At 56.0% G+C, this 26,509-nt stretch carries 39 protein-coding genes; all 39 read right to left on the minus strand.

Annotated elements, in window-relative coordinates; translation table 11 throughout:
* Positions 1-901, minus strand: a 901-nt coding sequence (locus tag HLUSI_RS0121950; protein WP_016836013.1) for a cytochrome c biogenesis protein CcdA, incomplete at its 3' end; no start/stop codon positions are given.
* Entirely contained in the window at positions 894-1,226 is a 333-nt protein-coding gene (cutA, locus tag HLUSI_RS0121955) for a divalent-cation tolerance protein CutA (protein ID WP_016836014.1), read from the minus strand. The genes HLUSI_RS0121950 and cutA, both read right to left, overlap by 8 nt.
* A gap of 27 nt (positions 1,227-1,253) precedes the next feature.
* Entirely contained in the window at positions 1,254-2,030 is a 777-nt protein-coding gene (locus HLUSI_RS0121960; RefSeq protein WP_016836015.1) for an ABC transporter permease, read from the minus strand.
* A 6-nt stretch (positions 2,031-2,036) separates the two neighbouring features.
* Positions 2,037-2,969 (minus strand): ATP-binding cassette domain-containing protein, encoded by a 933-nt coding sequence (locus tag HLUSI_RS0121965; protein WP_016836016.1) that lies wholly within the window; start codon positions 2,967-2,969, stop codon positions 2,037-2,039.
* Positions 2,970-3,262: 293 nt separating this feature from the next.
* Positions 3,263-3,652, minus strand: a complete 390-nt coding sequence (gene rplQ, locus HLUSI_RS0121970) for a 50S ribosomal protein L17 (RefSeq protein ID WP_007875352.1) — start codon at positions 3,650-3,652, stop codon at positions 3,263-3,265.
* A 166-nt stretch (positions 3,653-3,818) separates the two neighbouring features.
* On the minus strand, positions 3,819-4,796 hold the full coding sequence (locus HLUSI_RS0121975; RefSeq protein ID WP_029363881.1) for a DNA-directed RNA polymerase subunit alpha: 978 nt from the start codon (positions 4,794-4,796) through the stop codon (positions 3,819-3,821).
* A 106-nt stretch (positions 4,797-4,902) separates the two neighbouring features.
* Entirely contained in the window at positions 4,903-5,526 is a 624-nt protein-coding gene (gene rpsD, locus HLUSI_RS0121980; RefSeq protein ID WP_016836019.1) for a 30S ribosomal protein S4, read from the minus strand.
* 168 nt (positions 5,527-5,694) lie between these two features.
* Positions 5,695-6,099, minus strand: a complete 405-nt coding sequence (rpsK, locus tag HLUSI_RS0121985) for a 30S ribosomal protein S11 (RefSeq protein ID WP_016836020.1) — start codon at positions 6,097-6,099, stop codon at positions 5,695-5,697.
* A gap of 43 nt (positions 6,100-6,142) precedes the next feature.
* On the minus strand, positions 6,143-6,508 hold the full coding sequence (gene rpsM, locus HLUSI_RS0121990) for a 30S ribosomal protein S13 (protein WP_016836021.1): 366 nt from the start codon (positions 6,506-6,508) through the stop codon (positions 6,143-6,145).
* A 28-nt stretch (positions 6,509-6,536) separates the two neighbouring features.
* A complete protein-coding gene (rpmJ, locus tag HLUSI_RS31975; protein WP_014004415.1) occupies positions 6,537-6,650 on the minus strand; it encodes a 50S ribosomal protein L36 in 114 nt (37 codons plus the stop codon).
* A gap of 38 nt (positions 6,651-6,688) precedes the next feature.
* Entirely contained in the window at positions 6,689-6,907 is a 219-nt protein-coding gene (infA, locus tag HLUSI_RS0121995) for a translation initiation factor IF-1 (RefSeq protein ID WP_005663428.1), read from the minus strand.
* Positions 6,908-6,941: 34 nt separating this feature from the next.
* Positions 6,942-8,273: a preprotein translocase subunit SecY gene (secY, locus tag HLUSI_RS0122000; protein WP_029363882.1), complete on the minus strand. Its 1,332-nt coding sequence runs from the start codon at positions 8,271-8,273 to the stop codon at positions 6,942-6,944.
* Between the two features lie 25 nt (positions 8,274-8,298).
* Positions 8,299-8,730: a 50S ribosomal protein L15 gene (gene rplO, locus HLUSI_RS0122005; protein WP_029363883.1), complete on the minus strand. Its 432-nt coding sequence runs from the start codon at positions 8,728-8,730 to the stop codon at positions 8,299-8,301.
* 27 nt (positions 8,731-8,757) lie between these two features.
* Positions 8,758-8,937, minus strand: coding sequence for a 50S ribosomal protein L30 (gene rpmD / locus HLUSI_RS0122010; protein ID WP_007875342.1), 180 nt, complete (start codon positions 8,935-8,937; stop codon positions 8,758-8,760).
* Between the two features lie 10 nt (positions 8,938-8,947).
* Positions 8,948-9,466: a 30S ribosomal protein S5 gene (rpsE, locus tag HLUSI_RS0122015; RefSeq protein ID WP_016836024.1), complete on the minus strand. Its 519-nt coding sequence runs from the start codon at positions 9,464-9,466 to the stop codon at positions 8,948-8,950.
* A gap of 11 nt (positions 9,467-9,477) precedes the next feature.
* On the minus strand, positions 9,478-9,840 hold the full coding sequence (rplR, locus tag HLUSI_RS0122020; RefSeq protein ID WP_016836025.1) for a 50S ribosomal protein L18: 363 nt from the start codon (positions 9,838-9,840) through the stop codon (positions 9,478-9,480).
* Positions 9,841-9,852: 12 nt separating this feature from the next.
* Positions 9,853-10,386, minus strand: coding sequence for a 50S ribosomal protein L6 (rplF, locus tag HLUSI_RS0122025; protein WP_016836026.1), 534 nt, complete (start codon positions 10,384-10,386; stop codon positions 9,853-9,855).
* 10 nt (positions 10,387-10,396) lie between these two features.
* Positions 10,397-10,792, minus strand: a complete 396-nt coding sequence (gene rpsH, locus HLUSI_RS0122030) for a 30S ribosomal protein S8 (RefSeq protein ID WP_007875335.1) — start codon at positions 10,790-10,792, stop codon at positions 10,397-10,399.
* Positions 10,793-10,806: 14 nt separating this feature from the next.
* The gene (gene rpsN, locus HLUSI_RS0122035; RefSeq protein ID WP_007875333.1) at positions 10,807-11,112 is read right to left on the minus strand and encodes a 30S ribosomal protein S14; all 306 of its coding nucleotides are present in this window, start codon (positions 11,110-11,112) and stop codon (positions 10,807-10,809) included.
* Positions 11,113-11,119: 7 nt separating this feature from the next.
* On the minus strand, positions 11,120-11,659 hold the full coding sequence (gene rplE / locus HLUSI_RS0122040; RefSeq protein WP_016836027.1) for a 50S ribosomal protein L5: 540 nt from the start codon (positions 11,657-11,659) through the stop codon (positions 11,120-11,122).
* A gap of 6 nt (positions 11,660-11,665) precedes the next feature.
* Positions 11,666-11,980, minus strand: coding sequence for a 50S ribosomal protein L24 (gene rplX / locus HLUSI_RS0122045; RefSeq protein ID WP_016836028.1), 315 nt, complete (start codon positions 11,978-11,980; stop codon positions 11,666-11,668).
* Positions 11,981-11,989: 9 nt separating this feature from the next.
* Complete coding sequence (rplN, locus tag HLUSI_RS0122050) at positions 11,990-12,358, minus strand: 50S ribosomal protein L14 (RefSeq protein ID WP_016836029.1); 369 nt, start codon at positions 12,356-12,358, stop codon at positions 11,990-11,992.
* Positions 12,359-12,559: 201 nt separating this feature from the next.
* Positions 12,560-12,832, minus strand: coding sequence for a 30S ribosomal protein S17 (gene rpsQ / locus HLUSI_RS0122055; protein WP_016836030.1), 273 nt, complete (start codon positions 12,830-12,832; stop codon positions 12,560-12,562).
* Entirely contained in the window at positions 12,829-13,020 is a 192-nt protein-coding gene (gene rpmC, locus HLUSI_RS0122060) for a 50S ribosomal protein L29 (protein WP_016836031.1), read from the minus strand. The genes rpsQ and rpmC overlap by 4 nt, the downstream gene beginning before the upstream one ends.
* A gap of 12 nt (positions 13,021-13,032) precedes the next feature.
* Positions 13,033-13,452, minus strand: a complete 420-nt coding sequence (rplP, locus tag HLUSI_RS0122065) for a 50S ribosomal protein L16 (protein ID WP_007875315.1) — start codon at positions 13,450-13,452, stop codon at positions 13,033-13,035.
* A 2-nt stretch (positions 13,453-13,454) separates the two neighbouring features.
* The gene (gene rpsC / locus HLUSI_RS0122070; protein WP_016836032.1) at positions 13,455-14,273 is read right to left on the minus strand and encodes a 30S ribosomal protein S3; all 819 of its coding nucleotides are present in this window, start codon (positions 14,271-14,273) and stop codon (positions 13,455-13,457) included.
* Between the two features lie 9 nt (positions 14,274-14,282).
* Positions 14,283-14,615, minus strand: a complete 333-nt coding sequence (gene rplV, locus HLUSI_RS0122075; protein ID WP_016836033.1) for a 50S ribosomal protein L22 — start codon at positions 14,613-14,615, stop codon at positions 14,283-14,285.
* A gap of 6 nt (positions 14,616-14,621) precedes the next feature.
* Entirely contained in the window at positions 14,622-14,897 is a 276-nt protein-coding gene (rpsS, locus tag HLUSI_RS0122080) for a 30S ribosomal protein S19 (RefSeq protein WP_007875308.1), read from the minus strand.
* Positions 14,898-14,906: 9 nt separating this feature from the next.
* Positions 14,907-15,731, minus strand: coding sequence for a 50S ribosomal protein L2 (rplB, locus tag HLUSI_RS0122085; RefSeq protein WP_029363885.1), 825 nt, complete (start codon positions 15,729-15,731; stop codon positions 14,907-14,909).
* Positions 15,731-16,045 (minus strand): 50S ribosomal protein L23, encoded by a 315-nt coding sequence (rplW, locus tag HLUSI_RS0122090; protein ID WP_016836036.1) that lies wholly within the window; start codon positions 16,043-16,045, stop codon positions 15,731-15,733. Before rplW ends, rplB begins: the two co-directional genes overlap by 1 nt.
* Positions 16,042-16,662, minus strand: a complete 621-nt coding sequence (rplD, locus tag HLUSI_RS0122095; RefSeq protein ID WP_016836037.1) for a 50S ribosomal protein L4 — start codon at positions 16,660-16,662, stop codon at positions 16,042-16,044. The genes rplW and rplD overlap by 4 nt, the downstream gene beginning before the upstream one ends.
* A 3-nt stretch (positions 16,663-16,665) precedes the next feature.
* Positions 16,666-17,322, minus strand: a complete 657-nt coding sequence (gene rplC / locus HLUSI_RS0122100; protein WP_016836038.1) for a 50S ribosomal protein L3 — start codon at positions 17,320-17,322, stop codon at positions 16,666-16,668.
* Between the two features lie 205 nt (positions 17,323-17,527).
* The gene (gene rpsJ, locus HLUSI_RS0122105; RefSeq protein ID WP_016836039.1) at positions 17,528-17,845 is read right to left on the minus strand and encodes a 30S ribosomal protein S10; all 318 of its coding nucleotides are present in this window, start codon (positions 17,843-17,845) and stop codon (positions 17,528-17,530) included.
* Between the two features lie 72 nt (positions 17,846-17,917).
* The gene (tuf, locus tag HLUSI_RS0122110; protein WP_016836040.1) at positions 17,918-19,114 is read right to left on the minus strand and encodes an elongation factor Tu; all 1,197 of its coding nucleotides are present in this window, start codon (positions 19,112-19,114) and stop codon (positions 17,918-17,920) included.
* Positions 19,115-19,196: 82 nt separating this feature from the next.
* Positions 19,197-21,302, minus strand: a complete 2,106-nt coding sequence (gene fusA, locus HLUSI_RS0122115; RefSeq protein ID WP_016836041.1) for an elongation factor G — start codon at positions 21,300-21,302, stop codon at positions 19,197-19,199.
* A gap of 127 nt (positions 21,303-21,429) precedes the next feature.
* Positions 21,430-21,900: a 30S ribosomal protein S7 gene (gene rpsG / locus HLUSI_RS0122120; RefSeq protein ID WP_016836042.1), complete on the minus strand. Its 471-nt coding sequence runs from the start codon at positions 21,898-21,900 to the stop codon at positions 21,430-21,432.
* Between the two features lie 136 nt (positions 21,901-22,036).
* Positions 22,037-22,420 carry a 30S ribosomal protein S12 gene (gene rpsL / locus HLUSI_RS0122125; protein WP_016836043.1) on the minus strand — a complete coding sequence of 128 codons (384 nt, stop codon included), beginning with the start codon at positions 22,418-22,420 and terminating at the stop codon, positions 22,037-22,039.
* Positions 22,421-22,720: 300 nt separating this feature from the next.
* Positions 22,721-23,854, minus strand: a complete 1,134-nt coding sequence (locus tag HLUSI_RS0122130; RefSeq protein ID WP_016836044.1) for a hemin-degrading factor — start codon at positions 23,852-23,854, stop codon at positions 22,721-22,723.
* Positions 23,855-23,899: 45 nt separating this feature from the next.
* Complete coding sequence (locus HLUSI_RS0122135) at positions 23,900-26,164, minus strand: TonB-dependent hemoglobin/transferrin/lactoferrin family receptor (RefSeq protein WP_016836045.1); 2,265 nt, start codon at positions 26,162-26,164, stop codon at positions 23,900-23,902.
* Between the last annotated feature and the right edge of the window lie 345 nt (positions 26,165-26,509).

Consider the following 26,509-nt stretch of genomic DNA (forward strand, 5'->3'; position numbering starts at 1 on the left):
ATTGCCATGCCGCCGGCACCTGCAGTTGATAGTAGTCGAACATCGACAGCGACAAGCCGACCATCAGCAGCGCGAACGCCGTCAGCACCCAGGGATTCTGCAGCGCCGCCGACAGGCCTTCGCCGATCAGGCCGGCGGCGATGCCCAGCGCGGTATACACCAGCGCCATGCCGAGCACATAGACGGCCGAGAGCAGCAAGCCGCGGCCGCGCTTGGCCTGCGCGCCTTCGCCGACGATGATGGACGACAGGATCGGCACCATCGGCAGCACGCAGGGCGTGAACGAAAGGCCGACGCCGAGCAGGAAGAACAGCGACAGCACGGCCGGCAGCTTGCCGCTCTTGAGCGCCGCGCTGATCCTGTCCATGTCGGAGCCGCTTCCCGCCATGCTGATGAAGGCGGCGTTGCCGGATGCATCCGCCGGTCCGACCACCTTGCCGACGGCGCTCGTCGACATCTCCGCAGCGGTATTCATCGGCGGATAGCACAGGCCCTTGTCGGCGCAACCTTGCGCGGTCGCGATCAGTTTGAATGTGTCGCCGGAGGCGCCCGCCTCAACCGGGATGCGGATGCTGACGCTGTTGCGATAGGTTTCGACTTCCTTCTGGAAATTCTCGTCGTACTTGACCTTGCCATGCGGAAAGTCAGGTTGACCCAGGGTGGCGCCGTCGGCCTTGAAATGGAAACGGTCGCGGTACATGTAGTAGCCGTCGGCGATTGCGTAGGTGATCTGCAGCGTGCGCGCGTCAACCATCACGGCGGAAAAACGGAAGGCCGCTTCCGGCGCGAGATACTCTTCCGCCGATGCGCTTGCAGGCGTCAGCGAGATCGCCAACACGGCGGCCAGCAATAATTTGATCAAAAAGCCGCCACGTACGGCGACCAGCAAGCGCTTAAACATGCAATTCTTTCCCGGTTTCTGCAACGATCCAATTCAGGTAGGCGGGCAAGCCGGCGGCAATCGGCAAGGCGATGATTTCCGGCACGTCGTAAGGATGCGCGGCGACGATCGCCGCTTCGAGTTCGGCATAGCGCGCCTGTGTGCTCTTGATCACCAAGCTTACTTCGCTGGCGTGCTCGACGGCGCCCTGCCACCGATATATCGACTGTACCGCAGGCATGATATTCACGCAGGCCGCCAAGCGGCGCTCCACCAGCGTGTGCGCCAGCGATTTCGCCAGTTCGGCGTCGGGCACGTTGGTCAATACGACCAGCACTTGTTCCATGACATCTCTCCCGTTTGCGTCAGACATTCAGAAGCGTCGCCGCGTGAAGATCACCGCGACATAGAATCCCGCGCAGCAATAAAAAGCCAGCACCGCCAGATCCAGCAGCGGCGCCTGCGGCCAGCCGCCCAGCACGAGCGGACGCACCAGATTCACGGCGGCACTCAGCGGCAGGAATTGCGACACCGTTTGCAGCCATGACGGCAACTGCGCAACCGGATAATACACGCCCGACAGGAAGGTCATCGGCGTGAGGATCAGCGTGAAATAGTAGGTGAAAAAATCATAGCCCTTGGCGAGCGCATTCATGATCAGCCCGAGTGCGCTGAAAGTCATGCCGGCCAGGAACAGCAACGGCAGCACCAGCAACACTTGCGGGTGCAGGCCGATGCCGAGCGCGAACATCACGCACAGGATGGCGACGCCGCTGAACAAGGACTTGGTGGCGGCCCATAGCAGTTCGGCGAGGACGATGTCGTCGAGCGCCAGCGGCGCATTCATCAGCGCGTCCCAGGTGCGTTGCACACTCATGCGCGAGTAGGCCGAATACAGCGCTTCGAACGACGAGGCCATCATCACCGACATGCAGATCGAGCCCGAAGCGAGATAGTGAATGTAGGGAATGCCGTCGATTTCCTTGAGGATGCTGCCGAGGCCGTAGCCGAAGGCGATCAGCGTGATCAGCGGCTCGGCGATGTTGCCGATGATGCTGGCCGCCATGAGCTTTTTCCAGACCAGGAAATTGCGGCGCCAGATCGGATAGAAGCGCAGCGAAAATACCGGCGGTGCGTAGATTGTCGTCATGTGATTTTAATCGCGCATTTCGCGGCCTGTGAGTTTGAGGAAGAGATCTTCGAGGTTGGCCGGGCGGTGCATGTAACGCACGCCTGGGACGTGCTTCAAGGTGGCCAGCAGCGCCTGTGCATCGTTGGTGTAGCAGAACACCGTCTCGCCGCTGTATTCAACGCGCGAGGCATGGCTGCGGCCGTGCTGCTCGGCCCAGGATCTGGCATTTTCGCCGTAGATCTCGAGCACCTCCGCTTCGATGTGCTGCGCGATCAGATCCGGCGGCGAGCCTTCGGCGATCATCTTGCCGTGATCGATCACCGCCAGGCGATCGCACAGGCGCTCCGCCTCATCCATGAAGTGGGTGGTCAGCAAGATGGTCTTGCCGCGCGCCAGCAGGTTCTTGAGGCGCTCCCAGATCATGTGGCGCGCCTGCGGATCGAGACCGGTGGTCGGCTCGTCCATGAAGATCAGGTCGGGATCGTTGACCAGGGCGCGCGCCAGCGTCAGGCGCCGCTTCATGCCGCCGGACAATTCGGCGATACGCGCATCCTTCTTTGCCGTCAGGTTGGCGAACTCGAGCAACTCGGGAATGCGCTGCGCCATCGTCGCGTCAGCGATGCCGAAGTAGCGCGCGAACACCAGCAAATTCTCCTGCACGGTGAAGTCGGGATCGAGGTTGTCGGCTTGCGGCACCACGCCGACGCGCATGCGTGCGGCGCGCGCCTGGTCCGGGATGGCCTTGCCGCCGAGCCGGATCTCGCCGCTGTCGGGGGTGGCCAGCCCGAGGCACAGACGCAGCGTGGTGGTCTTGCCGGCGCCGTTGGGGCCGAGCAGGCCGTAGCACTCGCCGGGACGCAGAGCGAAGCTCAGGTCGTTGATGATGGCGACGCGTTGCGCGCCGGCGCCGAATGCCTTGTGCAGCTTACTGACCGACAGTATCGATGGCTCCGTCATATCATCCCTAGCGCCGCGCGGGCGCTCCATTGTTGTTGGCTTGTTTGCCGGTTTTGTAACGCCGGGCATGTCGCCGATGCGCCTGCGACAGCTGATCGATCCGCGCGAATTGAAACTTGCAACCGGCGGCAAGCGGTTCGACCGTATTTGCGCATGCTTGTTGCAATCCGGCCGGTCAAGTTTGACAGATTAGACCGCGCGGTATTGCAATGTCCCGAAATGCAAAAAGCCAGGCATGGCCTGGCTTTTTTCTTCCATCGTGCTTGACGCGATGTCAGCATGCAGCAGCGTGATTACTCGACGCTTGGCGCTTCTTCCGAGACGTCCGGACGATCAACCAGTTCAACGAAAGCCATAGGAGCATTGTCGCCGACGCGGAAGCCCATTTTCAGGATGCGCAGGTAGCCGCCATTACGTGCTGCGTAACGTGGGCCCAGTTCGGAGAACAGCTTGCCGACGATTTCGCGGTCGCGCAGACGGGAGAATGCCAGGCGCTTGTTGGCCAGTGTATCGGTCTTGCCCAGAGTCAGGATAGGCTCGACGACGCGGCGCAGTTCCTTGGCTTTTGGCAGAGTTGTCTTGATGGCTTCGTGGCGCAGCAGGGATACTGTCATGTTGCGCAGCATTGCCAGGCGGTGCGAGGAAGTACGATTCAGTTTACGGAGACCGTGACGGTGACGCATGATATTTCCTTTCAGATTACAGTTTTAATCCAGTTCTTCTATCGGCAGTGTCTGGCTGCCGCGGACCGGTATCGATTGGGTTAGTGCCTGTCGCCAGGACTTGGTGCTTCTGTTGCCTTGCTTTGCATGGTGAGCGATTTTTCAAACGCTCACCATCATTGCAAAATTACTTTTCCAGGCCGGCTGGCGGCCAGTTTTCCAGCTTCATGCCCAGGGTCAGACCGCGGGATGCCAGAACTTCCTTGATTTCGTTCAGGGACTTGCGGCCCAGGTTCGGCGTCTTCAGCAGTTCATTCTCGCTACGTTGGATCAGATCGCCAATGTAGTAGATGTTTTCGGCCTTCAGGCAGTTTGCCGAACGGACAGTCAGTTCCAGGTCGTCGACCGGACGCAGCAGGATAGGATCGACTTGCGGTGCGCGCGATGGAGCTTCGGCAGTCGCTTCGGTGCCTTCCAGGGCGGCGAACACATTCAGTTGATCGACCAGGACGCGGGCCGACTGGCGGATCGCTTCTTCCGGGGTGATGACGCCGTTGGTCTCGATGTTCATGACCAGCTTGTCCAGATCGGTACGTTGTTCCACGCGAGCCGATTCGACAGCGTAGGAAACCCGGCGCACTGGCGAGAACGAAGCGTCCAGGATGATGCGGCCGATGGTCTTGTTGGCATCTTCGGACAGACGGCGAACGTTGCCCGGCACATAGCCGCGACCCTTTTCGACCTTGATCTGCATGTCCAGCTTGCCGCCTGCGGTCAGATTGGCGATCACGTGATCCGGATTGATCAGCTCGACATCGTGCGGCAGATCGATATCCGATGCCAGAACAACGCCTTCGCCTTCTTTCTTCAGGGTCAGTGTGACTTCGTCGCGGTTATGCAACTTGAACACGACGCCCTTCAGGTTCAACAGGATGTCAACGACGTCTTCCTGCACGCCGTCGAGGGAAGAATACTCATGTACGACGCCGGCGATGGTGACTTCGGTCGGGGCGTAACCGATCATCGACGACAGCAGAACGCGGCGCAGCGCGTTGCCCAGGGTGTGGCCATAGCCACGCTCGAACGGCTCCATCACGACCTTCGCGTGACCGGCGCCCAGTGCTTCAACTTCGATGATACGTGGCTTCAACAAACTATTTTGCATGAAATGTCCTCTTCAATACCCTCGGTTCGTTACACCGATAAGGCTGATGGCATGTCGGAAAAATGCCCACCAAGAAGGTGGGCACAGGAAAAACTCAGGATACGGATTAACGCGAATACAGTTCGACGATCAGCGATTCGTTGACGTCGTTGGCGATTTCGTTACGGTCCGGGGAAGTCTTGTAAGTGCCTTCCAGCTTCTTGGCATCGACGGAAACCCACGATGGGAAACCGGATTGCTCAGCCAGCGACAGGGCTTCGGCGATACGCACTTGCTTCTTGGCCTTTTCACGGACGGCGACGACGTCGCCGGCCTTGACCTGATACGACGCGATGTTCACGACGATACCGTTGACGGTCAGCGCCTTGTGCGAAACCAGTTGACGCGCTTCAGCACGGGTCGAACCGAAACCCATACGATAAACGACGTTGTCCAGACGGGCTTCCAGCAGCTTCAGCAGCGTTTCGCCGGTGTTGCCCTTGCGGCGGTCGGCTTCTGCGAAGTAGCGGCGGAATTGACGCTCGAGCACGCCGTAGATACGCTTGACCTTTTGCTTTTCGCGCAATTGGTTGCCGTAGTCCGAAGTGCGAGCACCGGAAGTGCGACCGTGTTGACCTGGCTTGGAATCCAGTTTGCACTTGGAATCCAGCGAGCGGCGTGCGCTCTTCAGGAACAGGTCGGTGCCTTCACGGCGGGAAAGTTTTGCTTTAGGTCCGATATAACGTGCCACGGTATTTCCTTTAATTGAATGACGTTCCAAGGCCGTCGCCGGCCTGAACGCTAGTTTGATCTGCCTGCTATCAAACAGTGGGCTTAAGAACAAAACCCGCCAAGGTCATTGGCGGGTGATTTCCAACGCTTTCGCATGTTCTGCGAAAGCGCAAGATTATACTACAGATTAGATACGACGACGCTTTGGTGGGCGGCAGCCGTTGTGCGGGACCGGAGTCACGTCCTGGATCTGGGTGATCTTGATGCCCAGGTTGTTCAGTGCGCGCACAGCCGATTCACGGCCTGGGCCTGGGCCCTTGATACGCACTTCCAGATTCTTGATGCCGCATTCGATTGCAACCTTGCCGGCAGCTTCAGCAGCAACCTGGGCAGCAAACGGAGTCGATTTACGCGAACCCTTGAAACCGGCACCACCCGAAGTCGCCCAAGACAAAGCATTACCTTGGCGATCCGTGATCGTGATGATGGTATTGTTGAACGAAGCGTGAACGTGAGCGATACCTTCTGCAACGTTCTTCTTAACTTTCTTGCGCACGCGTGCTGCTGCGGCGTTATTTGGGCTCTTTGCCATAATTATTTCCTTGAATCCGGTAATCGACTAGCGGGTGCCGGGATTATTTCTTCAACGATTGTGCGGCTTTACGTGGACCCTTGCGAGTACGCGCATTAGTGCGGGTACGTTGGCCACGGCAAGGCAAGCCCTTGCGGTGACGCATGCCACGGTAGCAGCCCAGGTCCATCAAACGCTTGATGTTCATCGACAGTTCGCGACGCAGGTCACCCTCGACGACGAATTTTGCAATTTCGTCACGGAGCTTTTCCAGTTCGTTATCGTCCAGATCCTTGACCTTTTTATTGGTCGGGACACCGGTGGCGACGCAAATATCTTGCGCGCGTGGACGGCCAATACCGTAGATGGCTGTCAAGCCGATTACAGTGTGCTGATGGTTGGGGATGTTGACCCCTGCAATACGTGCCATGCGTTATTCCTCGATCAATAACGTTAAATTAACCTTGGCGCTGTTTATGACGCGGTTCTGTGCAGATAACACGAACTACGCCTTTGCGCTTGATGATTTTGCAGTTGCGGCAGATCCGCTTGACTGATGCGAGCACTTTCATTGTGGCCCTCTTTCTTTCGATACTAGGTTCGTTTCACACTACTTGGTACGGAACACGATACGTGCCCGGCTCAAATCATAAGGAGTCAGTTCCACCGTGACCTTATCTCCCGGAAGGATGCGAATATAGTTCATCCGCATTTTCCCGGAAATATGGCCGAGTACAACATGTCCGTTTTCCAACTTAACTCTGAATGTCGCATTAGGCAGATTCTCCAGAATCTCGCCTTGCATCTGAATAACGTCGTCTTTTGCCATTCGATCGTCTGTTCCTTTGGGCGCTACCCTTCACCTATCGTGAAGTCATACCGCCCTTGAAATTTGCCTTGCGAAGCAACGATTCATACTGCTGAGACATTACATAATTCTGGACCTGCGCCATGAAATCCATGGTGACGACCACAATAATCAGAAGAGAGGTTCCACCGAAGTAGAAAGGCACCTTCCAACGTGCGATCAAAAATTCAGGCAACAAGCAAACTAATGTGATGTACACCGCACCGGCCAACGTCAAGCGCATCAAGATCTTGTCGATGTAACGGGCTGTCTGGTCGCCAGGACGAATACCAGGAACAAACGCACCGCTCTTTTTCAGGTTATCTGCAGTTTCTTTGCTGTTGAAAACCAACGCAGTGTAGAAAAAACAGAAGAAAACAATTGCAATCGCATACAGCAGCGCATGAATCGGTTCGCCCGGCGCCATCGATGCAGCCAAATCCTTCAGGAAACGAATGAAAGGATTCGATGTATCGCCGGAAGTGAACCAGCTCGTGATCGTTGCCGGGAACAAGATGATCGACGAAGCGAAAATGGGAGGAATCACGCCAGCCATGTTCAGCTTCAGCGGCAAATGACTGCTTTGCCCGCCGTAGATCTTGTTGCCGACCTGACGCTTCGCATAGTTCACCAGGATCTTGCGTTGGCCGCGTTCAATGAACACCACCAGGAACGTCACCAGCGCCACAATCACGCAAATCAGGATCGCCGACAATGCGCTCATCGAACCTGTACGAACCAGTTCAAACAAGCCGCCCAATGCATTCGGCAAACCAGCTGCGATACCGGCGAAGATAATGATCGAAATGCCATTACCCAAACCGCGCTCTGTAATCTGCTCGCCCAGCCACATCAGGAACATCGTACCGGTCACCAGCGTCACGACCGTCGTCAGGCGGAACGCCAGACCCGGATCCAACACAAGACCAGCTTGCGATTCCAGTGCAACGGCAATACCCAGCGCCTGAAACGTTGCCAGCACCAGGGTGCCGTAGCGGGTGTACTGGGTAATCTTGCGACGCCCTGCTTCACCTTCTTTTTTCAACGCTTCGAGCTGCGGCGATACCACCGACAGCAACTGCATGATGATCGACGCCGAAATGTACGGCATGATCCCAAGAGCGAAAATTGTGAAACGCGACAGGGCGCCGCCGGAGAACATGTTGAACATGCCCAAGATGCCGCCCTGGTTTTGTTTGAACAATTGCGCCAACTGCGTCGGGTCAATTCCTGGAACAGGAATGTGAGCACCGATGCGATATACAACTAATGCCGCCAGCAAAAACCACAAACGGTTCCAGGGGAATCCTTTTGCAGCGCCTTTAGCAAGTTGAGGTGTAGTCGCCAATTAATGCTCCGCGTCAAACGTCAGATTAAGCTACCGAACCGCCGGCAGCTTCGATAGCTGCTTTTGCGCCCTTGGTAGCAATCAGACCTTTGACTGTTACTTTCTTGGTCAGCTCACCCGACAGGATGATGCGGACGACCTTGGCCAGTTCGCCGATGACACCGGCTTGCTTCAGCGCCAGGATATCGATTTCAGTGACCGGCAGGCTTTCCAGATCGGACAAACGGACTTCAGCCTTGTACGGCGCTGCCAGCGACTTGAAACCGCGCTTTGGCAGACGACGTTGCAGAGGCATCTGACCGCCTTCGAAACCGACTTTATGGAAGCCGCCCGAACGCGATTTTTGTCCCTTGTGACCACGACCGGCAGTCTTGCCCAAGCCAGAACCGATACCACGACCGACGCGACGCTTGTAGTGCTTGGCGCCATCTGCGGGTTGGATTGTGTTTAATTCCATGATTTGCTCCGTTCGCAAGCCCAAGGCTTACGAAACCACTTTCACAAGATAGGACACTTTGTTGATCATGCCGCGAACCGATGGAGTGTCTTGCAATTCGGAGACCGAATTAACGCGACGCAGTCCCAGACCGCGCACTGTTGCACGGTGGTCTTGGCGAGTACCGATCAGACCTTTGACCAGTTGTACTTTGATTGTGTTTGCCATCTGTTTCACCTTAGCCCAGGATGTCTTCAACAGACTTGCCGCGCTTGGCTGCAATTTCTGCTGGAGTGTTCATTTTGGCCAAACCGTCGAGTGTTGCACGGACCATGTTGTAAGGATTGGTGGAACCATTCGACTTTGCAACAACGTTGGTCACGCCCATCACTTCGAAAATTGCGCGCATCGGGCCGCCGGCGATCACACCGGTACCGTCTTTGGCTGGCGACATCAAAACCGACGACGCGCCGTGCTTGCCGGTCACTGTGTGTTGCAGGGTGCCGTTCTTCAAGGTGACCTTGATCATCTTGCGACGGGCTTCTTCCATTGCCTTCTGCACCGCAACTGGCACTTCCTTCGACTTGCCCTTGCCCATGCCGATACGGCCATCGCCGTCACCAACAACTGCCAGCGCTGCGAAACCCATGATACGACCACCCTTCACCACTTTGGTGACACGGTTGACCGCGATCATTTTTTCGCGCATGCCGTCATCCGGCTTGTCGCTTTGCATTTTAGATTGCATTTTTGCCATGATGATTTTCCTTAGAACTTCAGGCCGGCTTCACGCGCAGCTTCAGCCAACGCCTTGACGCGGCCGTGATAACGGAAACCGGAGCGGTCAAACGCTACTTCGGTGACTCCGGCTTTCAGTGCCTTCTCGGCGACGCGCTTGCCTACCAGTGTCGCGGCAGCAGCGTTGCCGCCCTTGCCCGATTGGCCAGCCAGTTGTTGGCGAACTTCCGCTTCCAACGTCGATGCCGAAGCCAGGACGTTTGCGTCGGGGCCGATGATGCTCGCGTAGATGTGCGTGTTGGTACGATGCACGGCCAGGCGATTGACCTTTAATTCTGCGATCTTGGCACGGGTTTGAGTCGCGCGGCGCAGACGTGATTGTTTCTTGTCCATCGTCAACCCCTATTACTTCTTCTTGGTTTCTTTGAGTACAACCACTTCATCCGAATAACGAACGCCCTTGCCCTTGTAAGGCTCTGGCTGGCGATATGCACGGATTTCAGCGGCGACCTGGCCAACTACCTGGCGGTCGATACCCTTGATTAAGATCTCGGTTTGAGTCGGGGTTTCACACTTGATGCCTTGTGGCATCTGGTGAACGATCGGGTGCGAAAAGCCCAGCGACAGATTCAGCTTGTCGCCTTGTGCTTGAGCGCGGAAACCCACACCAACCAAGTTCAGCTTCTTTTCGAAACCCTTAGTGACACCGTTGACCATGTTATTGACCAACGCACGCAGGGTACCGGACATTGCATTCGCTTCGCGGCTGTCATCTGCCACTTCGAAGTTCAGCGTGCCATTGTTGTTTGCAACTTTCACCAGGCCAGTCAATGGCTGGGAAAGCGAGCCCAACGGGCCTTTTACTGTGATCTGCGCTGCAGTAATGGTCGCTTCCGCGCCACCCGGCAGTGCAATCGGCATTTTACCAACACGAGACATATTGCACTCCTTAGGCCACGTAGCAAATCACCTCGCCACCGACACCGGTAGCGCGCGCTTTGCGATCTGTCATGACGCCACGTGGAGTGGAAACGATTGCCACACCCAGGCCGTTCATCACGTTAGGAATCTCGTCTTTGCCTTTGTAGATACGCAGGCCAGGACGCGACACGCGCTCGAGGCGCTCGATAACTGGACGACCGGCGTAGTATTTCAGGCCGATTTTCAGTTCTGCTTTGCCGCCGGCTTCTGCTACGGCGAAGTCTTCGATATAGCCCTCGTCCTTGAGGACGTTAGCAATTGCGATTTTGACTTTCGACGACGGCATTGCTACTGTCGTTTTCTGCACAACTTGCGCATTGCGGATACGGGTCAGCATATCGGCGATAGGATCGCTCATACTCATTGCTTGTTCTCCTATTACCAGCTGGCTTTAGTCAAACCCGGGATTTCACCACGCATGGCGATTTCACGGACCTTAATACGGCCCAAACCGAATTTACGGAATGTGCCACGTGGACGACCTGTCAGTGCGCAACGATTACGTTGGCGGGTCGGAGCAGAGTTACGTGGCAGCGCTTGCAACTTCAGGCGCGCTTCGTAACGTTCTTCTTCCGACTTGGATTGGTCGTCGATGATTGCCTTCAACTCAGCGCGCTTGCCGGCGTATTTCTTCACCAGATCTGCACGCTTTTGTTCACGGTTAATCAGTGCCAGTTTTGCCATGGCAGCCTCAGTTTCTGAACGGGAATTTAAATGCGGCGAGGAGCGATTTCGCTTCGTCGTCGGTCTTCGCGGTTGTCGTGATGCTGATATTCAAGCCACGCAGCGCATCGATTTTGTCGTATTCAATTTCGGGGAAAATGATCTGCTCTTTCACACCGATATTGTAGTTACCACGACCATCGAAAGCACGACCGGAGACACCACGGAAGTCACGCACACGCGGCAGAGCCACGGTGATGAAACGATCCAGGAACTCGTACATCTGGGCGCCACGCAGGGTCACCATGCAACCAATCGGATAGCCTTCACGGATCTTGAAACCCGCGATCGCCTTGCGTGCCTTGGTCACGACCGGCTTTTGACCAGCAATCTTGGTCAAATCGCCGACAGCGTGCTCGATGATTTTCTTATCCGCAACAGCTTCCGACAGACCCATGTTCAATGTGATCTTCAGAATGCGCGGAACTTCCATTACCGACTTATAAGCGTACTTAGCAGTCAAGTCGGCAACGACTTTTTCTTTATAGAACTCTTGGAGACGTGCCATGATCTATTAAACCTTAACAACTTCGCCGCTGGATTTATAAGCACGGACTTTCTTACCGTCCACGCTCTTGTAACCCACGCGATCTGCCTTGCCGGCCGTCGCATTGAACAATGCGAGGTTCGACACATGAATTGGCATCAGCTTATCGACGATGCCGCCAGTTGCACCAGTCATTGGATTAGGCTTGGTCGCTTTTTTAGCGACGTTAATGCCGTCAACAACAACGTAATCAGCGCTGACACGCTGAGTTACCACACCGCGCTTACCTTTGTCTTTGCCGGTCAGCACGATGACTTCATCGTTCTTACGAATCTTTCCCATGACCACTCCTTACAGAACTTCAGGCGCCAGAGAGACGATCTTCATGAAGCGCTCTGTACGCAGCTCACGAGTAACTGGCCCGAAAATACGGGTACCGATAGGCTCAAGCTTGGCGTTCAGCAGAACAGCAGCATTGCTGTCGAACTTGACCAAGGAACCATCCTGACGACGTACGCCCTTGGCGGTACGAACGACGACAGCGTTGTAAATTTCACCTTTTTTGACGCGACCGCGTGGAGCTGCGCTCTTCACGGTAACTTTAATCACGTCACCGATGCCTGCGTAACGGCGCTTGGAACCACCCAAGACTTTGATGCACAAAACTTCGCGCGCACCGGTGTTGTCGGCCACTTCGAGCCGGCTTTCAGTTTGAATCATGATATTTTCTTTCCCAACTTAATCCGCTTAAATCACACAATGTGAATCGCGGTCAGTCTTGGTCCTGTTAGCAAGCGAACCTGCTAGTTAGGGGACGATTAAGCTACGTAACTGCATCTTGCCTCTCAGCTTCGCCAAACACCAAGAAGCAAAGGAGAGCTCAGCATTATGACGCCATAATGCTGAGTAAGCAAGCACTACTTAAACTATTTGTGCCACTTGTACAACGCGTGTCACGCTCCAAGCTTTGGTCTTGGAGATTGGACGACCTTCCTGGATCTCGACGGTGTCGCCAGTCTTCGCCTGGTTGGCTTCATCATGAGCGTGGTACTTGTTGGTACGCACGATGATTTTGCCGTACAGAGGATGCTTGACGTGACGCTCGATCAGAACGGTAACAGTCTTATCCATCTTGTCGGACACAACCTTGCCAATCAGCGTGCGCTTGAGCGCTTGTTTCACTTGATCGTTCATTGTTGACCCTTCGAATTGATGACTGTTTTCACACGTGCGATATCGCGACGTACTTTCTTCAGTTGCGCAGTATTGTTCAGTTGCTGCGTAGCCACTTGCATGCGCAAGCTGAAATGAGCCTTCAACAGCTCGTTCAGTTCTTTGGCCAGAGCCGCTTCGTCTTTACCACGGAGTTCAGATGCTTTCATATTCCGCTCCTATTATTGACCGACTTGACGAACAACAAAAGTCGTCGACAGTGGCAATTTGGCTGCTGCCAAGCGGAACGCTTCACGCGCCAGAGCTTCGTCAACACCATCCATCTCGTACAGCATCTTACCTGGCTGAATTTCAGCCACGTAGTATTCTGGATTACCCTTACCGTTACCCATACGCACTTCAGCAGGCTTTTGGGAAATCGGCTTGTCCGGGAAAACACGGATCCAGATACGACCGCCACGCTTGATGTGACGGGTCATAGCACGACGAGCGGCTTCGATCTGACGCGCCGTGATACGACCACGGCCAACTGCCTTCAGACCAAATTCGCCAAACGATACGGCAGTACCACGCGAGTGCGAGATACCCGTATTGCGACCTTTTTGTTCTTTACGATATTTTCTACGTGCTGGTTGCAGCATGATTATTCTCCTGCTTTCTCAGCCGACACACCGGCATCGGCAGTTTGACGTGGAGCACGCTTGGCACCCGCACCTGCTGGAGCACCGGCGGTCTTCGGACGAGGACGAGCACCTGGCTTGCCATCATCACGACGTGGACCGCGACGCTTCTTGTCGTCTTCTGGCTCACCGACCAACACTGGTGCATCGCCGTTAGCCAGACGATCGCCCTTGTAAACCCAAACCTTGATACCGATGATGCCGTAGGTGGTTTGTGCTTCGCCGAAGCCGTAGTCGATATCAGCACGCAGGGTGTGCAGAGGCACGCGGCCTTCGCGATACCATTCCTTGCGGGCGATTTCGATGCCGTTCAGACGACCGGACGACATGATCTTGATGCCCTGAGCACCCAGACGCATTGCGTTTTGCATCGCACGCTTCATGGCGCGACGGAACATGATGCGCTTTTCGAGCTGTTGAGCGATCGAATCGGCGATCAGTTGCGCATCGGCTTCCGGCTTGCGGATTTCTTCGATGTTGACGTGCACGGGCACGCCCATCAATTTAGCCAGCGCTGCCTTCAACACTTCGATGTCTTCACCCTTCTTACCGATCACAACGCCTGGACGGGAGCTGTAAATGGTGATGCGGGCATTCTTCGCCGGACGCTCGATAACGACGCGACCAACCGAAGCGTTCTTCAGTTTTGTCTTCAGGTAAGCACGAACCTTCAGATCTTCGTTGAGCATGCTGGCAAAATTGTTATTGCCTGCATACCAGCGCGATCCCCAGTTACGTGTAACCGCCAGACGGAAACCGGTTGGATGAATCTTCTGTCCCATCGTGACTCCTTAGTTTCCGACAGTCACGTAAATGTGACAGGATTGCTTGGAAATACGATCACCACGGCCTTTTGCACGCGCTGTGAAGCGCTTGAGGACCGTACCTTTTTCCACATAAATAGTCGTGACTTTGAGCTCGTCAATGTCGGCGCCATCATTGTGTTCGGCGTTCGCGATTGCGGACTCCAGAACCTTCTTGATGATGACCGCACCCTTTTTAGGGCTGAAGGCCAAGATATTCAGTGCTTGATCAACTTTTTTGCCGCGGATCAGGTCTGCAACCAGACGGCCCTTCTGGGCCGACAGATGCACACCACGCAGGGTAGCTTTAGTTTCCATCATAGGACCTTATTTCTTAGCCTTCTTATCGGCGGCGTGACCCTTGAACGTACGGGTCAGCGCGAATTCGCCGAGCTTATGACCAACCATGTTTTCGGACACATAAACCGGCACGTGCTGCTTGCCGTTGTGCACCGCGATCGTCAGGCCGATGAAATCCGGCATGATTGTCGAACGACGGGACCATGTCTTGATTGGCTTCTTGTCTTTAGTCGCTTGAGCGGCCTCAACCTTTTTGACCAGGTGAGCGTCGCAGAATGGACCTTTTTTCAATGAACGTGTCATGTTTTATCCTTATTTCTTGCCGCGGCGCGAGACAATCATTGAAGTCGTACGCTTGTTGCTGCGTGTCTTCTTGCCCTTGGTCTGCTGACCCCACGGCGAAACTGGATGACGACCTGCTGCAGTCTTACCTTCACCACCACCGTGCGGGTGATCGACCGGGTTCATGACCACACCACGCACTGTCGGACGAACGCCGCGCCAACGCATGGCACCCGCTTTACCGATCTTGCGCAGATTGTGTTCGCCGTTACCGACTTCACCGATGGTTGCACGGCATTCGATGTGAATGCGGCGCACTTCACCGGAGCGCAGACGCACCTGAGCGTAAGTACCTTCGCGTGCCATCAGCACGACAGCGGCGCCAGCGGTACGGGCGATTTGCGCGCCCTTGCCCGGCAGCATTTCCACGCAGTGGATTGTTGTACCGACAGGAATGTTGCGGATCGGCAGCGAATTGCCAGCCTTGATCGGCGCTTCCGAGCCGCTGATCAGCTGGTCGCCGACTGCGATGCCCTTGGGAGCGATGATGTACTTGCGTTCGCCGTCTGCGTAGCACAGCAGAGCAATGTGCGCAGTACGGTTCGGGTCGTATTCAATACGCTCGACCTTGGCAACGATACCGTCCTTGTTGCGACGGAAGTCGATAACACGGTAGTGTTGCTTGTGGCCGCCACCGATATGACGGGTGGTGATGTGACCGTTGTTGTTACGACCAGCGGTCTTGGACTTCTTTTCGATCAGGCCGGCAAACGGACGGCCCTTGTACAGGTCGCTGACGACCTTGACCATGCCACGCCGACCAGGCGAGGTTGGCTTAACTTTTACGAGTGCCATTATTTAGCCTCCTCGGTGAAGTTGATCTCTTGACCAGGCTTCAGGCTGACAAATGCGCGACGTGTGTGGTTGCGACGACCAACCGAACGGCCGGAACGTTTTTGCTTACCTTGACGATTCGCGACCTGAACGGACTCCACTTGGACCTTGAACAGCAGTTCGACCGCAGCCTTGACTTCCAGCTTGGTCGCATCTTGCGTCACCAGAAAAACGACTTGCTCGTTTTTCTCGGCGACGAAGGTTGCCTTTTCAGAGATCACCGGCGCCAGCAGCACTTTCAGCAAGCGCTCTTCGCTATGTTTAATTGCGTTCATGCCAGCAACTCCTCAATCTTGGCCAGTGCCTGCTTGGTGATCAGCACTTTCTTGTAGAACACCAGGGAGACTGGATCAGCTTGACGTGGCTCGACAATCAGCACGTTCGGCAGATTGCGCGATGCCAGCAACAGGTTTTCTTCCAGGTTGTCAGTGATGACCAACACGGAATCCAGACCCATGACCTTCAGCTTTTCCGACAGCAGCTTGGTCTTCGGTGCTTCGACCGAGAAATTCTCGACGATCGACAGACGACCTTCGCGAGCCAACTGGGACAGAATCGAGCAGACACCTGCGCGATACATCTTCTTGTTGACCTTGTGCGAGAAGTTTTCGTCAGGCGAGTTCGGGAAAATACGACCACCGCCGCGCCACAGTGGCGACGACGACATACCGGCACGAGCGCGGCCAGTACCCTTTTGGCGCCATGGCTTCTTGGTTGTATGGTGCACTTCTTCACGGTCTTTTTGCTTGCGGTTACCGCTGCGAGCATTGGCTTGATAAGCCACGACGACCTGGTGAATCAGCGCTTCGTTGTAGTCACGACCAAAGATCGTGTCAGGAGCAGCGACGTTCGATGCGGCTTGACCTTGATCATTCAGGAGCTTGAGTTCCATGAATTAGGCTCCCTTCTTGGCTTTAACTTTGACTGCCGGCGACACGACCACTTGGCCGTTCTTCGCGCCTGGCACGGCACCCTTGACCAGCAGCAATTGACGCTCAGCGTCGATGCGTGCGATCTCGAGGTTTTGCACTGTGCAGGTAACGTCACCCAGGTGACCGGTCATGCGCTTACCAGGGAAAACACGACCTGGATCCTGCGCCATACCGATGGAGCCTGGAACATTGTGCGAACGGGAGTTACCGTGGGATGCGCGACCGGATGCGAAGTTGTGGCGCTTGATCGTACCAGCGTAGCCCTTACCGATGGACACGCCTTGCACGTCCACTTTCTGGCCAGCTTCGAACAAGCTTGCAGCGACGACGTCGCCAGCTTTCAACTCGGCAGCCCTGGCTGCGTCAATGCGGAATTCTTTCAGGACGGTACCAGCTTCAACGCCAGCTTTGGCGTAGTGACCGGCAGCAGCTTTAGTCACACGCGAGGCGCGACGCTGACCGTATGCGACCTGAACAGCGGAATAACCATCCACTTCAGGCGTTTTGATTTGGGTCACGCGGTTGTTCGACACATCCAACACGGTCACAGGAATAGAATCCCCGTCTTCCGTGAAGATACGCATCATACCAACCTTGCGACCAACAAGGCCTAGGCTCATTGTTTTTCTCCATTCCCGCCTGCGATTGGGCGGGGCTGATGTTTGTACTACTAAAATATGTGAAATCGCCGGGACAAAAAGCCAGCGCGACTCCACCGAAGCCGATCAGTATAACCGGGTAAATTTTTATTTGCAATACCCGACAGTGTCGTGGTATGTCAAAGTCCTACCCGGCCATACTTTTTACAACACTTACCGCAAAAGCTTATTGCAGCTTGATTTCTACATCAACGCCAGCCGGCAGATCCAGCTTCATCAATGCATCGACAGTCTTGTCGGTCGGATCAACGATGTCCATCAGGCGTTGGTGCGTGCGGATTTCGAATTGATCGCGCGAAGTCTTGTTGACGTGCGGCGAACGCAGAACGTCGAAACGCTGGATGCGTGTCGGCAGCGGAACCGGACCCTTGACAACGGCGCCGGTGCGCTTTGCTGTGTCGACGATTTCCTGTGCGGATTGGTCGATCAGACGGTAGTCGAATGCCTTCAGGCGGATACGGATTTTTTGGCTAGGAACTGACATGGTTTTCCTTTAAAGAACGAACCGCGGATGACAGCCATCCGCGGCAATGATAAATAACTGCTAGTGAAGCTATTACGCGTCAGGCAGGATCTTGGCAACCACGCCGGCGCCGACGGTACGACCGCCTTCGCGGATCGCGAAGCGCAGACCTTCTTCCATCGCGATCGGGTTGATCAGCATCACGGTGATCGACACGTTGTCGCCTGGCATGACCATTTCCTTGTCCTTCGGCAACTCGATCGAGCCAGTCACGTCCGTGGTACGGAAGTAGAACTGTGGACGATAGTTGTTGAAGAACGGCGTATGACGGCCGCCTTCGTCTTTCGACAACACATAGATCTCGCCGGTGAAGTGCTTGTGCGGCTTGATCGAACCTGGCTTGGCCAACACCTGGCCGCGCTCCACGTCTTCACGCTTGGTGCCGCGCAGCAGCACGCCAACGTTGTCGCCCGCCTGACCTTGGTCCAGCAGCTTGCGGAACATTTCGACGCCGGTGCAAACCGTGTCTTGCGTGTCGCGGATACCGACGATTTGCAGGGCTTCGCCGACCTTGACGATGCCGCGCTCGACGCGACCGGTCACAACCGTACCGCGGCCGGAGATCGAGAACACGTCTTCCACTGGCAGCAGGAAGGCGCCGTCAACAGCACGTTCCGGTGTCGGGATGTAGGTGTCCAGCGCTTCTGCCAGTGCCATGATCGCTTGCTCGCCCAATGGGCCAGTGTCGCCTTCGAGGGCCAGCTTCGCCGAACCCTTGATGATTGGCAGGTCGTCGCCTGGGAATTCGTACTTGGTCAACAGCTCGCGCACTTCCATTTCGACCAGTTCCAGCAGCTCTTCATCATCGACCATGTCGGCCTTGTTCAGGAACACGATGATGTAAGGAACGCCAACTTGACGCGACAGCAGGATGTGTTCGCGGGTTTGCGGCATCGGGCCGTCTGCTGCCGAGCAAACCAGGATCGCGCCGTCCATCTGCGCGGCGCCGGTGATCATGTTCTTCACATAATCGGCGTGGCCTGGGCAGTCAACGTGGGCGTAGTGACGGTTCGCGGTTTCGTATTCGACGTGCGCGGTGTTGATCGTGATGCCGCGTGCCTTTTCTTCCGGCGCTGCGTCAATTTGATCGTAGGCCTTCGCTTCGCCGCCGAATTTCTTCGACAACACGGTCGCGATTGCGGCTGTCAGTGTGGTCTTGCCGTGGTCAACGTGACCAATCGTGCCAACGTTCACGTGCGGCTTGGTCCGCTCGAATTTACCTTTTGCCATTTTGCATTTCCTTCAGAAAGAACGATTTTCTCAACAATTAAAAGCGCATCCCCTGCCAACGCAGGGAATGCGCAAAACTAAATTACTTGGCCTTGGAAGTAACGATCGCGTCGATGACGTTCTTCGGCGCTTCGGAGTAGTGCTTGAATTCCATCGAATATGTCGCACGACCTTGTGTTGCCGAACGCAACGAAGTCGAGTAACCGAACATTTCCGACAGCGGCACTTCGGCCTTGATGATCTTGCCGCCACCGCCAGCGATTTCATCCATGCCTTGCACCATACCGCGGCGGGACGACAGATCGCCCATCACGGTACCGGCGTAGTCTTCCGGTGTTTCAACTTCAACGGCCATCATTGGCTCCAGAATGACCGGGCTGGCTTTACGGCAACCATCCTTGAACGCCATCGAACCGGCCATGCGGAACGCATTTTCGTTCGAGTCGACATCATGGTAGGAACCGAAGAACAGGGTAACCTTGACGTCAACCACTGGATAACCGGCCAACACGCCGGAGTTCAGTGTTTCACGCACACCCTTTTCAACTGCAGGGATGAATTCGCGAGGAACGGTACCGCCCTTGATCGCGTCAACGAATTCGAAGCCCTTGCCCGGTTCTTGCGGCTCGATCTTCAAGACCACGTGACCGTACTGACCACGACCACCGGATTGCTTGACGAACTTGCCTTCGATTTCTTCGCAAGTCTTGCGGATGGTTTCGCGGTAAGCAACTTGTGGCTTGCCGACGGTCGCTTCAACGTTGAATTCACGCTTCATGCGGTCGACGATAATGTCCAGATGCAACTCGCCCATACCGGCGATAATCGTTTGACCCGATTCTTCGTCGGTACGCACGCGGAACGACGGATCTTCAGCAGCCAGACGGTTCAGCGCCAGGCCCATCTTTTCCTGGTCGGCCTTGGTCTTTGGCTCAACAGCTTGCGAAATCACAGGCTCAGGGAAGACCATGCGTTCCAGCACGACCACAGCCTTGTCGTCGCACAGGGTGTCGCCGGTTGTGGTGTCTTTCAGACCGACCACGGCAGCGATGTCGCCTGCCAGCATTTCCTTGATTTCTTCACGTTGGTTGGCGTGCATCTGAACGATACGGCCAATACGCTCTTTCTTCGACTTCACCGAGTTGAACACGGTGTCGCCCGAATTCAGGGTGCCCGAGTAGCAACGGATGAAGCACAGCTGACCGACGAACGGGTCGGTTGCAATCTTGAATGCCAGCGCCGAGAACTTCTCGGTGTCTTCCGCTTTACGCACAACCGGCTCGTCGTCTTCATCCAGACCCGGAACAGGCGGAATATCGACCGGCGACGGCAGGTATTCGATCACGCCGTCCAACATGGCTTGCACGCCCTTGTTCTTGAACGCGGTGCCGCACATCATCGGAACGATTTCGCTGGCGATGGTGCGCTGACGGATCGCAGCCTTGATCTCTTCTTCGCTCAGATCGCCGTCTTCCAGGTACTTGTTCATCAGTTCTTCGGATGCTTCAGCAGCCGCTTCGACCATGTTCTCGCGCCATTTTTGAGCTTCTGCCTTCAGATGCTCAGGAATGTCACGGTAGTCGAACTTCATGCCCTGGCTGGCGTCATCCCAGTAAATCGCGCGCATCTTGACCAGATCGATCACGCCTTCGAAGTTGTCTTCGGCGCCGATAGGCACTTGCATCGGGATCGGGTTGGCCTTCAGGCGGGCACGCATCTGATCGTACACCTTGAAGAAATTCGCGCCGGTACGGTCCATCTTGTTGACGAACGCCAGACGTGGAACCTTGTACTTGTTCGCTTGACGCCAGACTGTTTCCGACTGCGGCTGAACGCCGCCGACCGCACAGTAGACCATGCAGGCGCCGTCGAGCACGCGCATCGAACGCTCAACTTCAATCGTGAAGTCAACGTGGCCCGGGGTGTCGATGATGTTGATGTGGTGGGCCGGGAAGTTGTTCGCCATGCCCTTCCAGAAACAGGTCGTCGCAGCCGAGGTAATGGTGATACCGCGCTCTTGCTCTTGTTCCATCCAGTCCATGGTGGCGGCGCCATCATGCACTTCGCCGATCTTGTGGTTCACGCCCGTGTAGAACAGAACGCGCTCAGTCGTCGTTGTCTTACCGGCGTCAATGTGAGCGGAAATACCGATGTTGCGGTAGCGCTCAATGGGGGTCTTGCGAGCCATGATTTATTCCTAAGTCTTTAATGCGCGAAACCGAGCGCCATTTTTGTAAAATAGTCGCTCGGCTCGAACAAATTTTAGATACAAGCGAAGCCTTTCCAAAAAACCCGGAAAGCCCCGCACAGTCTTGTTAGAAGCGGAAGTGCGAGAACGCCTTGTTCGCTTCGGCCATACGGTGAACTTCATCACGCTTCTTCATCGCACCGCCACGGCCTTCAGCCGCTTCGATCAACTCGCCACCCAGACGTTGCGGCATGGACTTTTCGCTACGCTTGTTTGCGGCTTCGCGCAACCAACGCATCGACAACGCCATACGGCGGACAGGACGCACTTCCACCGGAACCTGGTAGTTGGCGCCGCCGACGCGGCGGGACTTCACTTCGACCAGCGGCTTGCAGTTGTTCAGCGCAGCGGAGAACACTTCCAGCGGGTCTTTACCGGTTTTGGTTTGGATATGGTCGAACGCACCGTAGATGATGTTTTCAGCGACCGACTTCTTGCCGGACAACATCAACACGTTGACGAACTTAGCAACTTCAACATTGCCGAACTTTGGATCAGGCAGGATATCCCGCTTGGGTACTTCACGACGACGTGGCATTTCAATTCCTTTCAGTCTTCAGTTGAGCGCGCAGATAAATTCTTGCCGCACTCGCGGACGGCCATCATAGCCAACCACTTACTCGGTCCGTTACGGACCGACACATTTCACCAGGCTTGCGCCCGACAAAAAACAATTACTTCTTAGCTGCCTTGGCGCGCTTGGCACCGTACTTCGAGCGAGCCTGCTTACGATCCTTGACGCCTTGGGTATCCAGAGCACCGCGAACCATGTGGTAACGCACACCCGGCAAATCCTTCACACGGCCGCCGCGCAGCAGCACGACACTATGTTCTTGCAGGTTGTGGCCTTCACCACCGATGTACGAAATCACTTCGAAGCCGTTGGTCAAACGCACTTTTGCAACTTTACGCAAAGCGGAGTTTGGCTTTTTAGGAGTCGTTGTGTAAACGCGGGTACATACGCCGCGTTTTTGCGGGCTGTTTTCCAGCGCCGGCGATTTGCTTTTCACGATCGCGGAGACGCGTGGATTGCGAATCAATTGATTGATGGTTGGCATCGTTTTATATCCAACAAAATTTACGACGTTAATAACATTAATTCCAGGAACGGTTGCTTGGAATTAAACAAGAAACTTGCACGAAAGAAACCTGTGCACACCGATTTTAGAGAAAACGAGAGAAGCGCCGAAGAAAGCCGGAAGCAGACCAAAGAACGCTTAAGCTCAGGAGAGCCCAAATTCGAGAACTCGCGAGTATATGCCTGAAACGCAAAAGGGTCAAGGGCAGCTCCCTGCGCCCTGACCCCCGTGACTGTTTTACGACGTTTTTGACGCTTTCTTAATCAACCCGGACCAAAATTACGAAGTCTTTGTCAGATTGGCAACAATATTGCGCCAGGTTGTCGTCTCTTCCTTGTTGCGATCCCGGCGTGAGAAAAAGTTGACAACCTGCTCACCCTTGGCGTCGTAGAATTCCACCGAAGTGATCACGCCATCCTTGGCCGGACGCTTGACCACCCAGCCGCGGTCAATGCCGGCCTGGCGCAAATGCAGGTTGAAATCCGGATCCAGCACGTTGTACCACTCTTCAGTCGCCTTCACTTTCGTGATCTTGCCGCTGAAGATCTGCGTCATGCCCGGATTGCTCACGAACACCATGATCGGCTGCCCTTGCCGGGCTGCGCTGTCGAGCAGGGTCTGCACCGACTGCGCGCTGATGCGATAGGCGGCGTCCTTGCCGATCAGGTCCAGCGCCTGCTCGCGCGTAATGCCCAGATCCTTGAGCAGGCGCGGGAATTCATGCACGTCGCTGAGCTCGTTCCAGGTGTCGCGCAGCTCCTTGACGTCGACTTCGACGTTAGGTTTCGTGACGACCTTGGCCGGCGCCTTGTCGACGCTCAGATACGCCAATTGCTCCGGCGCCTTGAAGTCGGCGACCAGTTTGTCGAATGCCGCCACGCCGGCTTCGTTGTCGAGATACACCTTGTTCACCGCGTTGCCGTGCACGTCGAAGAATTGCAGACTGCGACTTGTCTTGCCTTCGCGGCCGGGCTGCACCACGGCGAACGCCGAACGCCATTGGTCGGCGCCGAAACGCAAGTCGATCGGACCACCGGCAAATCCGGTGCCCGGAATCACGCGGCCGTCTGCATTGAGCTTGGCCTGAGTGACCGTACCGACGCGCTCCAGCACGGCATTGTCATTGCGTGTAATCGCCTTGATCTGACCGAGCTCATGCAACCGATCGTACACCGCCTTGTAGGCCGGGCCGCCATCGCGCAAACGGGTCGCGCCCTTGCCGACATTGGTCGCCACCAGTTCGGCTTCCGAGACGTTCAGTTTCTGCGCGGCGTCGCGCGGTTGCAGTTTGGGCTGCTCCACACGCAATGCCGACCAGCGTTCGGCCAGGTTGCTGTTCGGCGTGGTCGAACACGCCGCGATGCTGATGACGCCTGCAGCCAGCAGCATCACGCCCAGTTTGGTGTATTTCATTTCTTACCTCTTTTCGGTTAAATGGTTTCAGCGGTTGACGAGTGATCAGTATTCGAACTTCATGCTGACGTTGAAGCTGCGGCCAGGTTCGGTGTAGGCGTCCTTGTTGGTTGCACTGTCAAGCAGCGACAAGCCGCGTATGTCGGTCCAGTTCCAGTACTTGCGATCGAACAGGTTGCGGATGCCGGCGTACAGCACGGCGTTCTTGCTGAAGCGATAGCCTGAGCTCAGATCCATGACGAAGAACGACGGCGAGACGAAGTTGGTCGGCGTCGCGATGTCTTCTTTTTTCTTGGCGGCGTTATAGACGATATCGCTTTGCACGAACCACACCTGGCTCGGTTCGTAGCGCACGCCGGCAACCACTGACAACGGCGCCACCGATTCCAGCCCGGTCTTCTTGCCGGTCCGGTCGGTTGTGGTTCCCTTGGTGTAGGCGAAGCCGGTCTTCAGCGAGATGCCGTTTTCCATGCGCCAGTCGAGACGTCCTTCAAAGCCGTGGATGGATGCTTTGGCTGCATTCACGTATTGGAAGATGGTCGGGTTGAGCACCGTACCGGCACCCGCCACGGATACCGAGTCGATGAAATTGCGATACTCGCCGGCATAAGCCGCCGTGCTGTAGCTGAACAGCCCGGCCGACGTCGGCAACTTGCCGCGGAAACCGATTTCGTAGGAGTTGCTGGTCTCAGGCTTGAGGGCAGGATTGGCAATCTGCGAATAGCCCTGCGAGGCATTGTTGAAATAGGAGTTGACCTCATGCGGCGACGGCGAACGGAAGCCGCGCGCGTATTGCACGTACGGTGCGAACGCTGGTGCGACTTCGTAGATGAAGGCCAGGCGCGGCGAGAACGCACTGTCCTTGCTGGTTGACGCCGGCTGCTTGTTGGCGATGGCCTGCGCGTCATATTTGGCGCTTGCTTCCGGTTTGATCTTGTAGGCGTCGTAACGCAGGCCCGGGACGATGCTCAATGCACCGATGCGCATGTCGTCCTGCACATAGGAACCAAACACGCTGTATTCAGTTTTCGGAAAGTACTCGCAATACTGCGTGCCGGTGCAGGTAGTCCAGCCGGTGCCGGATGCCGCCATCTGCAACTTGGCCACGCTGAGGTCGACGCCGTAAGTCAGCTTGTGCTTGACGACTCCGGTATTGAAGCCGCTCTCGGCCAGCACGCCGCCGCCGAAGATGTCGTCCTGGTAGCTGATGTCACGAAAACGCGGACGCGTTGGCGCGGCGCCGTTTTCAAAGGAGTACTGCTTCGTCTTCGAATCGCGGTAGTAGATATTGGCGCGCAGTTTCTGGAAGACCGGGTTGTTCGTATCGTCGTGTTCATATTGCAGCTGCAGTTTGTTGCTCTTGACGTCGCTGGTGCTTTGATAGCCGGTGATGGTCGGCGCCGCGACGGCGGACAGGCTGTCGCCGCGCAACTTGTTTTCCACCGTTTCGAAACTCAGCTTGAAGATGTTGCGCGGATCAATCTTGAACACCAGCTTGCCCAGCGCCGAGCGATTGTTGTAGGTCAGCGGATCGGCCTTCGTGCGCGCGGCGCCGGTACCGCCGACGCTGCCGTTGGTTTCGGTCTCGTTACCGTGGCGCGCGTTCAGCACCAGCATGCCTTGTACGCGATCGTTGCCGAAAGCCATGGTGCCGGTCGCGCCGTAACTGCTGTCGCTGGAATCGTAGGAAGGACGCAACGCAAAGTAGCTGCTCTTGCCGAAGACGTTAAGCAGGTCTTGCGGATCCTTGGTGACGAAGTTGACCACCCCGGTCAGGCCGTCGCTGCCGTACATGGACGACGCCGGACCGCGCAGGATTTCGATGCGTTGATACAGATCGGTGTCGGTGTAGGCGCCGCGACCTGCGCTCAATGTGCCCTGGCTGAATGCGCGCGGCAAGGCCACGCCATCTTCCAGCAGCATGACGCGATTGCCTTCCAGGCCGCGGATATTGATGCCTTCGTTGCCGCCGCGCCCCATGGTGGCCGACGCACCGGTCACGCCGCCGACGCGATATACCGAGCGGCGCACTTCCACGCCGGGTTCATAGCGCAGGGCATCCTTGATGTCCTTGGCGTTTTGTTGTTCAAGTTCTTCGGCGGTGATTACCGAGACGGTCGCCGCGACACGGTTCAGGTCGCTGTCGACGCCGCGCGTGGCAGTGACGGTGATTTCATCCAGCGGGCGATTCAGCGCCGCCAGTTGTTGCGTGGTTTGTGGTGCGGCTTGTTGTGCAATAGCGGGCGCCATCGCCCATTGTTGCAGCACGACGGCCGTCGCCAGGACGAGTTTTTTCTTGCATAGCTTCATGGTAACCATTCCCCTGAGTGAGTTCGGTTACTGGCATGTTGCTAGCTGGCTACCTGGATATTAGTACGAGATTTTTGGCTGCCTCGCGACGACTGCACCGCTGCATGTTGATCGCGCAGAGTCGTTTTGTTGTGGTCGCGCGCGCCGTCCGGTCCGATGAAACTGGTGGACGTTGTTGCCGGCATTCCTGAGGCGGATTATTTTAAATAAGAATAATTCTTATTCGCATATTGTAGGACAAAAACCAAATCAGCTCAACATGATTCGTCAACATTCATAGTCCGATATGCGCTCCCATGCGAAGTCGGCGGCAATGTTTCCGCGCATAAAAAACGGCGCCCCTTT

The organism is Herbaspirillum lusitanum P6-12 (genome assembly GCF_000256565.1).
GTDB lineage: Bacteria > Pseudomonadota > Gammaproteobacteria > Burkholderiales > Burkholderiaceae_D > Herbaspirillum > Herbaspirillum lusitanum.

Coding starts and splice junctions, on each gene's coding strand:
- cutA (WP_016836014.1), bottom strand. CDS start 1,226: ATGGAACAAGTGCTGGTCGTATTGACCAACGTGCCCGACGCCGAACTG.
- HLUSI_RS0121960 (WP_016836015.1), bottom strand. CDS start 2,030: ATGACGACAATCTACGCACCGCCGGTATTTTCGCTGCGCTTCTATCCG.
- HLUSI_RS0121965 (WP_016836016.1), bottom strand. CDS start 2,969: ATGACGGAGCCATCGATACTGTCGGTCAGTAAGCTGCACAAGGCATTC.
- rplQ (WP_007875352.1), bottom strand. CDS start 3,652: ATGCGTCACCGTCACGGTCTCCGTAAACTGAATCGTACTTCCTCGCAC.
- HLUSI_RS0121975 (WP_029363881.1), bottom strand. CDS start 4,796: ATGCAAAATAGTTTGTTGAAGCCACGTATCATCGAAGTTGAAGCACTG.
- rpsK (WP_016836020.1), bottom strand. CDS start 6,099: ATGGCAAAGAGCCCAAATAACGCCGCAGCAGCACGCGTGCGCAAGAAA.
- rpsM (WP_016836021.1), bottom strand. CDS start 6,508: ATGGCACGTATTGCAGGGGTCAACATCCCCAACCATCAGCACACTGTA.
- rpmJ (WP_014004415.1), bottom strand. CDS start 6,650: ATGAAAGTGCTCGCATCAGTCAAGCGGATCTGCCGCAACTGCAAAATC.
- infA (WP_005663428.1), bottom strand. CDS start 6,907: ATGGCAAAAGACGACGTTATTCAGATGCAAGGCGAGATTCTGGAGAAT.
- rplO (WP_029363883.1), bottom strand. CDS start 8,730: ATGGAATTAAACACAATCCAACCCGCAGATGGCGCCAAGCACTACAAG.
- rpmD (WP_007875342.1), bottom strand. CDS start 8,937: ATGGCAAACACAATCAAAGTACAACTGGTCAAAGGTCTGATCGGTACT.
- rpsE (WP_016836024.1), bottom strand. CDS start 9,466: ATGGCAAAAATGCAATCTAAAATGCAAAGCGACAAGCCGGATGACGGC.
- rplR (WP_016836025.1), bottom strand. CDS start 9,840: ATGGACAAGAAACAATCACGTCTGCGCCGCGCGACTCAAACCCGTGCC.
- rplF (WP_016836026.1), bottom strand. CDS start 10,386: ATGTCTCGTGTTGGTAAAATGCCGATTGCACTGCCGGGTGGCGCGGAA.
- rpsH (WP_007875335.1), bottom strand. CDS start 10,792: ATGAGTATGAGCGATCCTATCGCCGATATGCTGACCCGTATCCGCAAT.
- rpsN (WP_007875333.1), bottom strand. CDS start 11,112: ATGGCAAAACTGGCACTGATTAACCGTGAACAAAAGCGTGCAGATCTG.
- rplE (WP_016836027.1), bottom strand. CDS start 11,659: ATGGCACGTCTCCAAGAGTTCTATAAAGAAAAAGTCGTTGCCGACTTG.
- rplX (WP_016836028.1), bottom strand. CDS start 11,980: ATGGGAAAGATTCGTAAGAACGATGAAGTCATCGTGCTGACCGGCAAA.
- rplN (WP_016836029.1), bottom strand. CDS start 12,358: ATGATTCAAACTGAAAGCCGGCTCGAAGTGGCCGACAACACCGGTGCG.
- rpsQ (WP_016836030.1), bottom strand. CDS start 12,832: ATGAACGATCAAGTGAAACAAGCGCTCAAGCGCACGCTGATTGGCAAG.
- rpmC (WP_016836031.1), bottom strand. CDS start 13,020: ATGAAAGCATCTGAACTCCGTGGTAAAGACGAAGCGGCTCTGGCCAAA.
- rplP (WP_007875315.1), bottom strand. CDS start 13,452: ATGCTGCAACCAGCACGTAGAAAATATCGTAAAGAACAAAAAGGTCGC.
- rpsC (WP_016836032.1), bottom strand. CDS start 14,273: ATGGGACAGAAGATTCATCCAACCGGTTTCCGTCTGGCGGTTACACGT.
- rplV (WP_016836033.1), bottom strand. CDS start 14,615: ATGATGGAAACTAAAGCTACCCTGCGTGGTGTGCATCTGTCGGCCCAG.
- rpsS (WP_007875308.1), bottom strand. CDS start 14,897: ATGACACGTTCATTGAAAAAAGGTCCATTCTGCGACGCTCACCTGGTC.
- rplB (WP_029363885.1), bottom strand. CDS start 15,731: ATGGCACTCGTAAAAGTTAAGCCAACCTCGCCTGGTCGGCGTGGCATG.
- rplW (WP_016836036.1), bottom strand. CDS start 16,045: ATGAACGCAATTAAACATAGCGAAGAGCGCTTGCTGAAAGTGCTGCTG.
- rplD (WP_016836037.1), bottom strand. CDS start 16,662: ATGGAACTCAAGCTCCTGAATGATCAAGGTCAAGCCGCATCGAACGTC.
- rplC (WP_016836038.1), bottom strand. CDS start 17,322: ATGAGCCTAGGCCTTGTTGGTCGCAAGGTTGGTATGATGCGTATCTTC.
- rpsJ (WP_016836039.1), bottom strand. CDS start 17,845: ATGTCAGTTCCTAGCCAAAAAATCCGTATCCGCCTGAAGGCATTCGAC.
- tuf (WP_016836040.1), bottom strand. CDS start 19,114: ATGGCAAAAGGTAAATTCGAGCGGACCAAGCCGCACGTGAACGTTGGC.
- fusA (WP_016836041.1), bottom strand. CDS start 21,302: ATGGCTCGCAAGACCCCCATTGAGCGCTACCGCAACATCGGTATTTCC.
- rpsG (WP_016836042.1), bottom strand. CDS start 21,900: ATGCCACGTCGTCGTGAAGTACCCAAGCGGGATATCCTGCCTGATCCA.
- rpsL (WP_016836043.1), bottom strand. CDS start 22,420: ATGCCAACCATCAATCAATTGATTCGCAATCCACGCGTCTCCGCGATC.
- HLUSI_RS0122130 (WP_016836044.1), bottom strand. CDS start 23,854: ATGAAATACACCAAACTGGGCGTGATGCTGCTGGCTGCAGGCGTCATC.
- HLUSI_RS0122135 (WP_016836045.1), bottom strand. CDS start 26,164: ATGAAGCTATGCAAGAAAAAACTCGTCCTGGCGACGGCCGTCGTGCTG.